Source organism: Roseibium sediminis (assembly GCF_008711325.1).
Classification (GTDB): Bacteria; Pseudomonadota; Alphaproteobacteria; order Rhizobiales; family Stappiaceae; genus Roseibium; species Roseibium sediminis.
In genome coordinates this window covers 215,363-228,285 of the sequence record NZ_VXDB01000007.1, presented here as the reverse complement: position 1 = coordinate 228,285, position 12,923 = coordinate 215,363, and the positions used below count along the sequence as shown (strand labels likewise).

Here is a 12,923-nt window from a genome sequence, read left to right as displayed (position 1 = left end):
CCAGGCTAATCATGCACTAACATTCAAACTGGACCGCTTAGGTGGGGCTGATCACTGCCAAGAAGCTCTTATCTCGCGAAGCAGTGATGCGCGGTCCGTTTTTTGTTTCGGAGGATGCCCTCCGGGAAATAGCAAGAGAGAAATAGGGGAGCGGAGGCTATGTCAGAGAAATTTAAATCGCCAGATTTTGCTGCTAATCGAGATCCCGAATTTCGGTACAGATCCGGCTTTCAGCATGGCGCACAGGCCGTTTTCGAATTCGCCCGCAAGAAAGGTATGAGCGCAAAAGACCTGAAAGAGCTGGAAAAGCTGATTTGCGTCAAAATCAACAAGTGGCGCCACGATCCTTCTGCTAATCCGGTGCCGCCAAAACTGTGACTCATAAGGAGCGATGTAAATGAGTAAAAGTGAAGTGATGTATGGTCGGTGTCTTTGCGGTGATATTGAGTTCGAAGCTCTTGTTCCAGCAAGAGAGTATTACGTATGTCATTGCAACATGTGCCAAAAGTGGTCGTCAGGACTTCACTTCAGCGTAAAGATTGAAAAATTAACTATTCGGGCAGATGATAATATGAATATGTTCCAATCATCTGAACACGCACAGAGGGGATTTTGTCGACGTTGCGGTAGTAACGTCCTTTATCGCAATGACAAATCCAAACTTTACGTTGTGAATCTCGGATTGTTCGATCAAAGGCAGAACTTTACTGCTGTCGCAGAGATTTTTTCTGATTTGGGGCTTTGCTCACTGGAGGGGAGCCACAAACGGTTTTCTCAAAAAGATATGACCAAGCTTGGTTTTTGACGAGACTCATCCCTCTCTCGCAATCCGCTCAAATTCTTGCCTGACAGCCTCTTTAGCCGGTTCTTTGGTGTCTTCCATGCCTTATTCGGGGGTGTTAGCAAACCAGTGCCGGAGTTTGCCGCCTGATCGGACCATCACAAACTTTCGAGCTTAGCTGCAAATTTTACTCAGAGGGTGTGGGAATATTGAAACGCAAATTTAGGCTGGTAGTTTCTGGCGGGTTCGCATTTATTGCGTGTCTGGTTGCGGCAAAGTTTTTGGTGCCCGACTTCTCACTTAATTTCGGTTCATTGCAAATGTCTGATATTTGTACGAAACTCTGCGATGAGGAGTGGTGGTCAACCGCGTCAGACCGAGAAATTCAAAGGGTTGTTTCCAGTTCAAGCCTTAGTTCACACGATCAATATGGCACCCCGCCGCTTGTTTCAGCCGTGTGGCATGAAGACCCAAAGGCGCTTCGCATTCTGTTGGATGCGGGCGCGGACCCGAGTATCAGAGACGATTCAGAAAATACGGCTCTCATGCGGGCGGCCGAGGCGCAAAATACTGTCGCGGTAAAACTACTATTGAAGGCTGGCGCTGACGTTAATGCTAGCAGAGAAGATGGGTTCACTGCCTTGCTGGCGGTGATGGATGGCAAGCAATCAATCGGCGTTGTGAATGCCCTGTTAGTCGCGGGGGCAGATCCCAACATCAAATTTGGGGCAAATGCATTCACGCCTCTATCCTATGCCATCATTTACGACAACGTAGAGGTTGCGTCGGCCCTGATCCGAGCGGGGGCAGATGTGAACATGCGTGGAAGTTATGGAGAACCACTACTCTCATTGGCAATAGGCAATGCTGGGCTGAAGTTGATCTCAATGCTAGTAGAGGCTGGTGCAGATCTGGAAGCCAAAGAGCCCGACAGAAAAGAAACCGCGCTCTTTGAAGCGGCTTTTGCCGACCGAGGGGATATCATTTCTTTGCTATTGAAGGCAGGAGCTGAGGTGAATGCCCTAAACGACTTCAATGCAACCCCGCTGATGCAAGCCGCGTCTTGGTCGTCGACTGCGACCCTTTCGATTCTGCTCGAAGCTGGCGCAAAACTCGAAGTCAGAGACGGCAATGGTCTCACCGCAATGGCTCATGCGGCATTCGACGGTAAAACTAAAAACGTTGAACGCCTTGCTCAAGCGGGAGCCAAACTTGATCCCAGGGACGAGTTTGGCCGCACGCCCTTCTATCTCGCAGCAACAATGGGGTATCTCGAAACCGCGATCTTGCTACGCGATTTAGGCGCCGATGTTACGGCCCGTAATAATGATGGCAAAAATTCCCTCGAAGCAGCAATCGCGCTTGGAAACGACGATTATGTAGACGCGTTCGATCTAGGGGATTCTGAGGCGCTACAAACGCTTCGAGAAATTGTTGAGAGCAATCAATGATGGTCTGTAATTCATAGGGAGCGCCGGGAATGTGTGACTGCAAGAACGGAGGTTAATTGATGCCTTGATGCGACAAGCCTTTATCGAAGGTGCGGTTTGGGCAGTTGATGTCATAAATGAAAATTGAAATTAGGGGAGCGGATCATGCAGGAAAAACCTACTGAAAGCTTCTGGAAGGACGTGCGGGAAGTAGATGCTCGGCTAGAGCCATACTACTCCACCGCAGAGCGTTTCCGCTGGCTGTCTTCTCCGCATCCTCAGCTTGAAGGCGCGACTGCCTGCGATGCTTTGCTTGATGGCAGCAGAGACAAGGTTCATGCGATCATCGACCGACTCGATGCAGATGGTTACGTGTGACTCGAAAGGAGCGGAACTTGGATATTTTGAGGGTGGTTGCCGGGTTCCTATTAACATGCTGCTTCGTTGCCGCGTATATGATGTTATATGCCTTAGTTATTGCCCGTTCAGGGTTAAATTTCGAGATAAGCTCGAGCGGTATTATGTATATGTTTATTCTCTCAATAATAATTATGGGATTTTCGATTGTTCCCGCAATTTTTGTTTTAGCATTGTCCGAAGCTAAGGGAATTAGAAGTGTTTATTATTATTCGGCATCAGGGCTTTTGGTCAGTCTGGTGGTTCTTGAAATTGTAAGTGACCTTGCAACAACGGACGGCTCCACATTGCTCTACTTTGTAACGTCCGGTGTGTTCGGCGGAGTATTTTATTGGCTGATTGCCGGTAAACATGCGGGTAGTGCAAAACAGAGAGCTAGCAAATTCAGTGGTCCGCGAGGATAAGGCATTGCCGAAGGATTGGGTTTCCCGGTCGCCACTGTCTCAAAGTAAACTGTGACTCGATAGGAGCGGGCATGCACACCATGACGCCAGAGGAAAAAGCTTGTGCGGACCACGCTCTTGACGTGTGGGATAGATCGCAGAGCCGCAAAGACTTGACGGACCGTGACAGGGTGCTCGGCGCTTTACAGGCATACCAGCGCAAGGCTACTGCCATCGAAATGGCGAAGGAGCGCGGGTTGTCGTTGGATATGTTTTTGGCGGAATAGGGGAGCGGATATGACCGAAGCTGACCGCATAGCCAAAGCTGCTGAGTGGCGTAAAGCCGCTGCCGCTCGACGTGACTTTGCTCAATCCGCATTGGACGCGGAGCCGAATGATAAGCCGGAAGCTTGGTGGGATGCCCAACAATCAACAATCGATAGCTGCTGGGATCGGATACACCTCATTGATGCGCTATTCCCTGAGCTGGGTGGCGTTGTTGATGGAAAGCACACGTAAAATAGGGGAGCGTGCATTGGTTGACGACACAATTCTGACTGTTACCAAGGACCGTTGTGGCAACGAAAAATTGTTGAGAGAGCTCGAGCGAAAAGGGCTTTTAAAGCTCTATGTGTCCGATATGGAGCTCCCGGCGACCGGATCGAAGATCAAAGGTCGTAACTCTTTGCCATTAACACTTGTGTGCGCTGATCCTGATTGCCGGTGTAAAAAAGAAGGAGCTGGAGGGTTTGGAAATGGCTCAGATGAGGCCCCGCACTCCTACTTAATGACAGATGAGCACAAAGCGCTTTTCAGTAAAATTTTGTCTGTGGCGGGTGATTGTGGTCGTGCAGATTGTAAGCAGTTGTTTCACCACCTCATCAACAAGCGAGATATATTCTCTACGGAAGATAAAAAAATTTTGAATTTCGCTGAAAAGCTTGCATCTAAGTTAGGAATTCGCGTGGTTCATCCAGAAGAATTGTACAAACAACTTCAGTCACAGATTGAAAACTGAGGAGCGGGTAGATGACAACAGTAGATTTGGGTAGAAAGTTGGTCATCGCTACCTATGCCTTTTGCATTGTGGCGACTTCGACAGAATTGGTTTCGGCGGGCGATCAAGAAACAAAAAAAGACTTCGTTTCGGAGACGTCACCCGTGGGATCAGCCTCAGATCTCTTAAGTATTGTCGACCAGATTTCGCAATCAATACCCGGAAGCAACGCTGCGTTGGAACTATTGAAATCTCCTGTAATAACAGAAAGAGCCGATATTCAGGTCCGGGGACATGTTAAAAAGGGTATTTGGAACATCGCCGTTGGTGGTAATCCACCCACTGCCATGTCCGAGATCATTCTCCCAGTTGGAAATACCGTAGAATTCATTATGACGTCAGATGACGATATCTATGAGGTTGAAGCTCCCGAGCTCGGCTTGTCCTTTGATCTTATACCGGGGCGCATCACTAGTCATTTTGTCACATTTCTTCGCGAAGGCCGCTTCCCTTTGAGTTGTCGTAAAACATGTGTGCCGGAGAGCGCAAAAATCGCTTTCGTTATTCAACACCCCCCAGAGCCTGAATGACACAAGGCTGTGTAGACGAATTTTAGGAGCGGATGATGGTCGACATGCCAAAGGGTACAGGTAAAATCCGACAAGGGTGGCCCGAAAATGTTCAAATAATATCTTTAGAACAAATGGATTTGATAGGCATCGATCCGAAAACCCGCGAGCTTTATTGGGATGGCCAAAAACTCAAAATAGCATCCAAGCTGGCTTGGCCAGAGCGGATGTTGGCGGCAATCGCAACAGCGTCAAGTTTCATCATAGCGTTGATGGCCATTCTGAATTTCGTTTACAAGTGACCTGATTAGGTAGGAGCGGCTTTGAATGTCATTTTCAGGGAACGGCAAAAAGACGATTATTGCCCAATTTTGGGTTGGTAAGTTTTCTGATGAAGCGCTTTTCCATGACTTTACAGGAGAGGACCCTGAACACTACGCCATCGAAAACGAAGATGGGGACTATCCACTATCTAAGTTTGCAGCCTCACAAGGCGAGACATTCTATGATCACGACTTCATGGAAGTGGCGTTTTCGGATGTGGCGGTACATTCTGGCAAAGAGTTCATGGCGTCGTGGTCCGACAAATGGGCTGATGAGTTGGATCGTCGGATCAACGAGCTTGATGTTTCCGATTTGAACGTCCTCGTGATGATGGTGGTCGAGCAGCATTCGAGCGGTAAACTGTATCGTCAGATTAGCAATCCTGTTTCCGCTTCCGGTGAGGGATTTAACCTGACCTATTTGGGTGAAATAGAGTTTGACGACTACTCGAAGGAAAAAGCCTGATTTGTGATCAAATAGGAGCGGTTTCAGCGCGCCGCACGGGCACTGCCCAAGCGGATAACCGAAAGGGAAAGGTCTTCGACGTGAAGGCTCGCGCTGTACTCATTTACAAGGGCAATATGCAGAAAATGCATAGTGCTAAACAGGGGAGCGGGCAGTGAGCTTAAAACAGGCTTGGTATAACATCAGGGACTTCGAAGAGCACGAGATGCCTTGGCCGATCATGTTTCTTGTATTTCTGATCGTCGCAATGGCGACCCTGTCTGCTGCAGCGTGATCAAATAGGAGCCTTGCATGGAACCTGTGCCGCTTGCTGACATTGTTCCAAAGGTGATGACCGAAGACGAACTGCGGAAGTTAGCCGTCATTTCGCCGGACGTCCGGTTCAAGTTCCCTGTGCCTGCGGATAGCGCGGGCGGGTCTGTATCTCGGTTGAGCCGCAACGCGGGCAGCGGTAAGTCCGGCTCTTAGGCAGGTCGGGGATCGTTTCGCTGTCCCCATACCCATCAAACCCCACAATCTCCATGTAGGCGCATTTCATGCAGTGGATCTCGATTCCGGTGCAGTGATCTTTTGCCCAGGTGATTGTGACCGGTTCGTATTTCTGTGGCTGCATTTGTCTTGCGTTCCATTCCAATCGGTTCCCTTTACGTTCCCGTACAAAGATTGACGGAACGTGTCCAGAACGCGGCTTGCTGTTAAAGTCTGATGGCACTAAGTTGTGCTTGGTTGGGTGCGTATCTTGCCGTACATATTGCCGTACATATTGCCGTACATTTGCATAGTTGAATTCATATAAGTAATTGAAATAACAATACATAAGCTTTCGCATGGGTCCGGCGGGGGGCACCACTTTCTTGTTGCCGAGGTCGTTGAACGGCGGGACGCGACAGCTGGCGCAGATATTTCACCTCCCCCATTTCATGATTTTATGCGCAATCCGAAGGGGTCTTCCTTTGGTTCAGGTTGACCGTCGAGTGTCTGCTTGGTGTTTCCGCAGGGTATTTGTTAACCAGGCATTTACCGAATGGCGAAAGTTTTTATTTTCCAAGATGCAACTATAAGTATTGCTTAGATCTTTTGTGCGACCTCTACGGCAAGTAGGTAGGTGGAACGCATGCTGAGTATTCAAGGCAAGCTCACATTCATTCTTGTATCCTTGATCGCGCCGCTCGTCGTGGTTTCGGTTCTCAGTGTCGAGATGATCGACGCTGAGCGTGAGCGTGTTATGTCGGCTCTTCAAGGGGCAGAGTTCATCTCCAAGGTCTGGAACGCCGGTCTGGATGAGGGGGCTGCGAAACAGGCCCTTGCGCTTCAGGAAGACTTGCAGCCGGATTTTCGTGCACTTGTCGGGGATCTTTCCAAACCGCTGACCACAATCTCGGATCCCGATGCACCACGGCATATGCGCCTCCGGGCGGCTTATGACATCACAGTGGATGTGGCCGGGAAGTCCAAGCTGATCAATCTTCTGTCGGAGGAAACGCCGACCCTTGCTGCGGTCCTGTTCGACAAGGCGCCCGAACTTGCGTTTCGGGTTGAATACCTTTTGTCGATCGTCAAGAAACTTCAGACCAAGGACGAATTCAACCGCTACGACGCGATGTCGATCCAGATTGCGGCCGGTCAGTTCAAGACACTGGCCGACAGCGTCAGCATGATTTCGAACGCAGTTCCGTTACAGCTGGACGGCGAGGCCAAGGGCTGGCTGACGGATTTGGGCGCAAGTTATCGAGCAGACAATAGCAAGCTGCAGTCGGAAATGGCGAAAATCGTTCTTGGCTCAGGCGATTATGTTCGTGGCAGCGACATCAAAATCGACACGCTGTTGCCGGTCGGTGATGCGTTCGGAGCCCGCCTGCTTGCCTTCTGGAAAGGAGGCATGACGGTCGCCACTCGCCGGATCAACGAAGAACGGGAACGGCTCAATCTGCTCTATGCCTTTGAAGTTGGCAGCCTCGGTGTGCTTGTTGTTTTTGGCGTTGGCGCATCGGTTTTGATGCGGCGCTCGATCATTCAGCAAACCCGGAAGCTGCAGGAAGCCTACAGCAAGGCTGACCAACAGAACCGGGCGCTTGAGGAAATGCGTCAGCATGCCGAACACGAATCCATGCATGACGCATTGACCGGGCTGGCCAATCGCCGGTTCATGGAACGGGAAATCCGAAAGTGCCTCAAGACGGCGAAGGAAAAGAATATCGGATTGGCGGTCCTTCACATTGATCTGGACCGGTTCAAGCAGATCAATGACACGCTTGGTCATGCTGCTGGCGACCATGTGCTTCAGCATGTGGCGAAGGTGCTGAACAGGGAGACAAGGGAAGACGATGTCGTTGCACGCGTCGGTGGCGATGAATTTCTGGTGCTCAGTTTCTCCAATGGGCAGCAGGAGCCATTGGGGAAGATGGCCAAGCGGATCATCGATAGCCTGTCGCGCCCCATTCACTATATGGACAATCTGTGTCAGTTCGGCGCGAGCGTCGGAATCAACATCGTCTTTGGCGATGATCTGAATGAATTTGACTCCGACCTCTTCCTGTCGAATGCAGATATTGCGCTCTACCGGGCCAAGGAAACTGGCCGGGGCCGGTTTGTGTTCTTCAGCCACGCGCTCCGCTCCGAAGTCGAAATCAGTAAATCTCTGTCTGATGATCTGATCCTCGGTCTGCAGAAACGGGAGTTTTTTCCTGTCTATCAGCCTCAGGTCGACGCTCGCACGGGCGAATGTATCGGGGTAGAGGCGCTTGCCCGGTGGAACCATCCACACAAGGGATCTCTCAGCCCGGCCGTTTTCATTCCCATGGCGCGCAGGCTCGGGCTGTTGGGCAAGCTTGACGAATGCATCATGGAGCAGGCGCTGGTGGACCTGCGCAGCTGGGATTCCATCGGGCTTCATGTTCCTCGCCTGTCACTCAACCTGTCAGAGCACCGATTGGCGGATTCCGAGTTCCTGACCTGGTTGGAAACGCATGATCTGCCGGATGGCAGACTGTCATTCGAAGTGCTGGAAACGGTTTTCTCCGATGACTTTGATGATGTGCGCAGATATGCGGTCGACCGGCTTCAGGAGTTGAATATCGGTCTGGAAATGGATGATTTCGGCACGGGCCATGCCTCGCTTGCCGGTCTTCTGTCCTTTTCACCTTGCCGGTTGAAGATCGCGCGCGAGATTGCAGGGCCTGTCGATACCTCCGCGCGGCATGCAAAACTGGTGTCCGGCATCATCGATGTGGCCGAGGCGCTTGATATCGAGGTGCTGGCTGAAGGGGTCGAACGGGAGAAGCAGGCGCAAATCCTGCGTGATCTTGGATGTGATGCGCTGCAAGGGTATCTCTTCGCAGTGCCGATGCCTGCCAGCGAGCTTCCCAAATGGTGGCATCTGCATTCGGCCACGGGGCAACGAAAGAGCGGATAGGTCACCCGATTTAAGGTGACATTGGCCCGCCCTGCTTGTATTGACCCGGTCATGTTGCGCCGACTTTACGACTGGACCTTGTCCCTTGCTGCCGGACCGCGTGCGCCTGCCGCGCTCGGAAGCGTATCCTTTGTTGAGAGTTCTTTCTTTCCGATCCCGCCGGACATCCTGCTTATCCCGATGGTGATTGCCAAGCGGGAGAAGGCCTGGTGGTACGCTGCGCTTTGCACGGTGACCTCGGTCCTCGGCGGAGTGCTTGGCTATCTGATCGGCATGTTCTTGTTCCAGCAGGTCGCGGAACCGATCCTGAGCTTTTATGGCAAGATGGATTACTTCAATGAATTCAGTGCCATCTTTCACGAATGGGGTTGGTGGTTCGTCTTCATAGCCGGGGTTACGCCCTTCCCGTACAAGGTCATCACAATCGCGTCCGGGGCTGCGGGCCTCAGCCTGCCAATCTTCATTCTGGCGAGCATAGTGTCGCGGGGGCTGCGCTTCTTCATCGTTGCTGCGCTGCTCTACTTCTTCGGGCCGCCGATCCGCGACTTTATCGAAAAGCGGCTGGGTCTCATGTTCACCATATTCGTGGTGCTTTTGGTTGGTGGATTTGCCATTTTGAAATTTGTCTAGGCCGGAGACCCTTAACATGCTGACTTCCCGAACGATTGCCCGTGACACCGTGCTGCTGCTGCTTGTCGGCGGGCTAGCCGTGATCGGGGCCGCATGGGGATTTCAGCTGATCGGCGGCTATATTCCGTGCAAGCTGTGTCTTGAGCAGCGCGTTCCCTACTATGTTGGGTTGCCACTGGCTCTTGTCGCTCTCTTTCTCATGCAGATGAGGCGCCATGGTCTGGCTGCGGGTCTCCTGTGCATTGTTGCCATCGTCTTTGCTTATGGGGCGGGTCTCGGTGCCTATCAGGCAGGGGCGGAGTGGGCCTTCTGGGACGGTCCCAATGATTGTGGCGGAGGGGCATCGACGCCAACCTCTGCTGCGGACATGCTGTCCGCCTTGCAAAGCGTGAAGGTGGTCAGCTGCACCGAGGCAAGCTGGCGCATGTTTGGCCTGTCCTTTGCCGGCTGGAATGCCGTTGCTTCATCCGGCCTGACACTCCTCGCTGCTTTGGCCGCATTTCTTTCCCTTCGTTCTGTCCGCAAGCAGGAGGCGAGCCACGCATGAACAAGAAGCTGGAAGAGCAGGAAAAAAAGCAGCAGGAAGCCCTGCGGGCGATTGACCGTGTTCAGGCGGAAAGCGAAACGATTGTTGGCTCGACCTTTGTGCGAATGGCCGACCGGGCGCAGAAACACATGTCTGCGGCCGACAAGAATTCCGACGATCCCGTGGAAATCTGGGGCACCCGTATCGGCCGTGCCGCCGGACTGATTTTTGCAGTCGGGCTCGTTATTTACCTTTTCAAGTCATATCTATAGCGAAAGTACCGGGAGTTTGCCCGGGTTAGGGCAGAGGGACTTCCGGTTGGCTACGCAACATCCATATCGCAGAAGCAGCTGGGCGCACGCCAAGGCGCCGGATCTGGACGCGTTCGAGGCTCTGGCAAGCGAAACGCTCGCCCAGTTGCCGAACGAGATCCTTGCCCTGTGCGGACATGTGCAGATCAGCCTTGCCGACTACGCCGAAGATGACATCCTGAACGCCATGGGGATCGAAGATCCGCATGAATTGCTCGGGCTGTTTGAGGGTGTCGGACTGGCGCAAGTTGGCGACGAACCGTTTACCGGGCAAATGCCGAACCGCATCTGGCTCTATCGGCGCGCCATTCTGGATTATTGGGCCTCTGGCGATGAGACACTCGGCGACATCGTCTCGCATGTCCTCATCCACGAAATCGGGCATCATTTCGGGCTGTCCGACGAGGATATGGAGCGGATTGAAGAAGCTGCTGACCTGACAATGTGACAGGGTGTTCCGCGAAAAAAAGGCGCTGCAGAGAAAGTCTGCAGCGCCTTTTTTGTGGATCGGAATGATCGGCTGTCCGCTTATTCAGCGGCCTGCTTGGTGGCACGCTCAATGGATTCAACGATCAGGCGCTTGGCGGTTTCGACACCTTCAATGCCGGTAACCTTGACCCACTTGCCCGGTTCCAGATCCTTGTAATGCTCGAAGAAGTGCTTGACCTGAGCCACGGTGATTTGCGGCAGATCGGACACATCGTTGATGTTGTCATAGCGCTTGGAGAGCTTGTGGGTCGGAACGGCGAGGATCTTTTCGTCGATGCCGGACTCGTCTTCCATGATCAGAACGCCGATCGGGCGGCAGTTCATGATGGCGCCGGGAACGATCGGGCGCTGGTTGACGACAATAACGTCGATCGGATCACCGTCACCACACAGGGTGTGCGGCACGAAACCGTAGTTGCCCGGATACCGCATCGGAGTGTAGAGGAAGCGGTCGACGTACATGGCGCCTGCTTCCTTGTCCATTTCGTATTTGATCGGCTCGCCGCCAACGGACACTTCAATGATCACATTGATGTCTTCCGGCGGGTTCTTGCCAATCGGCACGGCGTCGATACGCATTTTATGGCTCCTGTTGAACTGTTGCGCCGTCTATCGCAATCCCTCGCCCCAAGTTCAAGCCCCTTCATGCTGCATTGCGTCTAATTGATGAAGCTGGTTGACTGATGCGTGTTCAAACGATGGAGATTTTGGATGATCCGGACCAGATTTTTGGTGCATGCCCTGTCACTTCTTGCCGGTATCGGCTTATTCGCGACAGGCTCGACAAGCGAGGCGGCGTCCATCACCAGCGTCTACACCAAGATCAATCTGGAAACCTGTCCGGTGCTGGAAGGGCCCTCGGATGAGAGTACATTTGGCGGGTCATGGCTCTGCCGGGGTTATGAGGGCATTCCGGTCTATGTTGCTGAAGGGGATCTGAGGATGTTCGTGTCGTTCGGGCCTGCCGCCGCGAACGAACCGGCAGCGCGTCAGACCCTGCCGCAGTTCAACACGATCAACGAGACGCTGGAATGGCGATTGCGTGATGGAAAGCCCTTTGCGACGATCCTGCGCTGGTTCCCGAGCAATGCGGACGGAAACGGCTCAGGGAGCGTGCTGATTGTCAGCCAGTATCTGCCCGGCGGCGGGACCTGCCAGATTGCGCGGATCGATGCAAAGGCCAACAAGAACGCGAATGTGATGGCGCGGCAGGCAGCCGATACATTGGCAGGTCGTGTGAGCTGTGAAGACGATCCTCAGGTCATCGGCAAGCCGGGAATTTTGAGCTGGTAGGATCGTGCCGGAAAGTCAGACCGCTGACCACGTGAAGACAGAGAGCCCGAGAGGCCTTCCGCCGTTGTGATAGGTTGAGGTTTCAGTCAGTTGTCCACCAAGCGCAGTGTAAAAGCCGACCGCAGGCTCGTTGTCGGTCAGCACTTGAACGGCTAGACCTTGCAGGCAATGCGCGTTCAGGTCCGCTCGCACGGCCTCGAACAGTTGTCGGCCAAACCCGAGACCCTGATATTCCGGCCTGAGGTAAAGCTCGTAGATCTCACCTTCACTGGGCACTGAACGCAAGCGGGAGGTTCCATAGGTGGCATATCCAGCGGGCGTATCGGAAATCTCCAGCAGCTTGATCTGGACGCCACGTTGAAGGGCACCCTTCCACCAGGCCGGGTTTCGTCTGGCAATCAGGCGCTGCAATTCAATCCCGTCAAGCAGTCCGCGATAGGCCCCAAGCCATGCTTCGCCATGAATGGCGGCAAGCGCGTCGCAGTCCGGGAGGGTTGCAGCCCTGAGGTCGATCATCCGGGTGGCCATGGGCGGAGTCTACATCAGCCGGAGTGATAAGAAAGCTGGAAAATCAACGAGGGGAGCGGGATATCGGCGGCTTTGCCAATGAAAAGGGCCGGTTAAAACCGGCCCTTCAGTTGCCCTGATGTTTGATACTTAACTCTGGCACTTCACGGTCAAGCAGCGGGGGGCTGGGGGGCTAATGCGGTCCGCTGTTCGTCCATGTCGTACCCATCAGGGTATGATCTTAATATGGTGGGTCATTTGGACATGCCAAGGGCCGGAATGAGGCAAAACAGTGATTTTTTAGGCTCAAAATTTGGACCTTCATCACATTGAATTCATGAAGCTTTTCTTGACGATATTGGTTATTCGTCGTGCTTTTTTAACCGCTT

General features: G+C 52.8%; 20 protein-coding genes. 17 read left to right on the top strand and 3 right to left on the bottom strand.

From position 1 onward, the window contains the following. Positions 1–159: 159 nt before the first annotated feature. The 11 genes from F0155_RS09485 (at position 160) to F0155_RS09435 (ending at position 5,366) form a co-directional block, all read left to right on the top strand. Entirely contained in the window at positions 160–378 is a 219-nt protein-coding gene (locus F0155_RS09485) for a hypothetical protein (RefSeq protein ID WP_150524246.1), read from the top strand. A gap of 19 nt (positions 379–397) precedes the next feature. Beyond that, complete coding sequence (locus tag F0155_RS09480) at positions 398–805, top strand: GFA family protein (RefSeq protein ID WP_150524245.1); 408 nt, start codon at positions 398–400, stop codon at positions 803–805. A gap of 185 nt (positions 806–990) precedes the next feature. Continuing rightward, positions 991–2,232: an ankyrin repeat domain-containing protein gene (locus F0155_RS09475; protein ID WP_150524244.1), complete on the top strand. Its 1,242-nt coding sequence runs from the start codon at positions 991–993 to the stop codon at positions 2,230–2,232. A 144-nt stretch (positions 2,233–2,376) separates the two neighbouring features. Next, a complete protein-coding gene (locus tag F0155_RS09470) occupies positions 2,377–2,589 on the top strand; it encodes an antitoxin Xre/MbcA/ParS toxin-binding domain-containing protein (RefSeq protein WP_150524243.1) in 213 nt (70 codons plus the stop codon). Positions 2,590–2,606: 17 nt separating this feature from the next. Next, positions 2,607–3,032 carry a hypothetical protein gene (locus F0155_RS09465; protein ID WP_150524242.1) on the top strand — a complete coding sequence of 142 codons (426 nt, stop codon included), beginning with the start codon at positions 2,607–2,609 and terminating at the stop codon, positions 3,030–3,032. A 71-nt stretch (positions 3,033–3,103) separates the two neighbouring features. After that, a complete protein-coding gene (locus tag F0155_RS09460; RefSeq protein ID WP_150524241.1) occupies positions 3,104–3,298 on the top strand; it encodes a hypothetical protein in 195 nt (64 codons plus the stop codon). Positions 3,299–3,308: 10 nt separating this feature from the next. Beyond that, a complete protein-coding gene (locus F0155_RS09455) occupies positions 3,309–3,530 on the top strand; it encodes a hypothetical protein (protein ID WP_150524240.1) in 222 nt (73 codons plus the stop codon). Further along, a complete protein-coding gene (locus tag F0155_RS09450; protein WP_150524239.1) occupies positions 3,514–4,029 on the top strand; it encodes a hypothetical protein in 516 nt (171 codons plus the stop codon). The genes F0155_RS09455 and F0155_RS09450 overlap by 17 nt, the downstream gene beginning before the upstream one ends. 11 nt (positions 4,030–4,040) lie before the next feature. Further along, the gene (locus F0155_RS09445; RefSeq protein ID WP_150524238.1) at positions 4,041–4,598 is read left to right on the top strand and encodes a cupredoxin domain-containing protein; all 558 of its coding nucleotides are present in this window, start codon (positions 4,041–4,043) and stop codon (positions 4,596–4,598) included. Between the two features lie 35 nt (positions 4,599–4,633). Continuing rightward, complete coding sequence (locus F0155_RS09440; RefSeq protein ID WP_150524237.1) at positions 4,634–4,879, top strand: hypothetical protein; 246 nt, start codon at positions 4,634–4,636, stop codon at positions 4,877–4,879. 25 nt (positions 4,880–4,904) lie between these two features. Beyond that, positions 4,905–5,366, top strand: a complete 462-nt coding sequence (locus tag F0155_RS09435; RefSeq protein ID WP_150524236.1) for an immunity 22 family protein — start codon at positions 4,905–4,907, stop codon at positions 5,364–5,366. Between the two features lie 382 nt (positions 5,367–5,748). On the opposite strand, the gene F0155_RS09430 is transcribed toward F0155_RS09435, so the two are convergent. Beyond that, complete coding sequence (locus tag F0155_RS09430; protein ID WP_150524235.1) at positions 5,749–5,979, bottom strand: hypothetical protein; 231 nt, start codon at positions 5,977–5,979, stop codon at positions 5,749–5,751. A 501-nt stretch (positions 5,980–6,480) separates the two neighbouring features. Between F0155_RS09430 and F0155_RS09425 the strand changes: the two genes are divergently transcribed. From F0155_RS09425 to F0155_RS09405, 5 genes are read left to right on the top strand one after another with little or no spacing between them, the layout of a single operon-like run. After that, positions 6,481–8,778, top strand: a complete 2,298-nt coding sequence (locus F0155_RS09425; protein WP_150524234.1) for a putative bifunctional diguanylate cyclase/phosphodiesterase — start codon at positions 6,481–6,483, stop codon at positions 8,776–8,778. Positions 8,779–8,829: 51 nt separating this feature from the next. Then, complete coding sequence (locus F0155_RS09420; protein ID WP_150524233.1) at positions 8,830–9,408, top strand: YqaA family protein; 579 nt, start codon at positions 8,830–8,832, stop codon at positions 9,406–9,408. 16 nt (positions 9,409–9,424) lie between these two features. Next, complete coding sequence (locus F0155_RS09415; RefSeq protein ID WP_150524232.1) at positions 9,425–9,955, top strand: disulfide bond formation protein B; 531 nt, start codon at positions 9,425–9,427, stop codon at positions 9,953–9,955. Beyond that, positions 9,952–10,206: a hypothetical protein gene (locus F0155_RS09410; RefSeq protein ID WP_150524231.1), complete on the top strand. Its 255-nt coding sequence runs from the start codon at positions 9,952–9,954 to the stop codon at positions 10,204–10,206. Before F0155_RS09415 ends, F0155_RS09410 begins: the two co-directional genes overlap by 4 nt. A gap of 46 nt (positions 10,207–10,252) precedes the next feature. After that, the gene (locus F0155_RS09405; protein WP_150524230.1) at positions 10,253–10,693 is read left to right on the top strand and encodes a metallopeptidase family protein; all 441 of its coding nucleotides are present in this window, start codon (positions 10,253–10,255) and stop codon (positions 10,691–10,693) included. A gap of 80 nt (positions 10,694–10,773) precedes the next feature. Here F0155_RS09405 and ppa read toward each other — a convergent pair whose 3' ends face one another. Beyond that, complete coding sequence (gene ppa, locus F0155_RS09400; RefSeq protein WP_150524229.1) at positions 10,774–11,313, bottom strand: inorganic diphosphatase; 540 nt, start codon at positions 11,311–11,313, stop codon at positions 10,774–10,776. 132 nt (positions 11,314–11,445) lie between these two features. Here ppa and F0155_RS09395 point away from each other — a divergent pair, with 132 nt between their 5' ends. Continuing rightward, entirely contained in the window at positions 11,446–12,027 is a 582-nt protein-coding gene (locus tag F0155_RS09395) for a hypothetical protein (RefSeq protein ID WP_150524228.1), read from the top strand. A gap of 15 nt (positions 12,028–12,042) precedes the next feature. Here the strand turns inward: F0155_RS09395 and F0155_RS09390 are convergent, their stop codons facing one another. Next, complete coding sequence (locus F0155_RS09390) at positions 12,043–12,555, bottom strand: GNAT family N-acetyltransferase (protein ID WP_150524227.1); 513 nt, start codon at positions 12,553–12,555, stop codon at positions 12,043–12,045. Positions 12,556–12,923 lie beyond the last annotated feature (368 nt).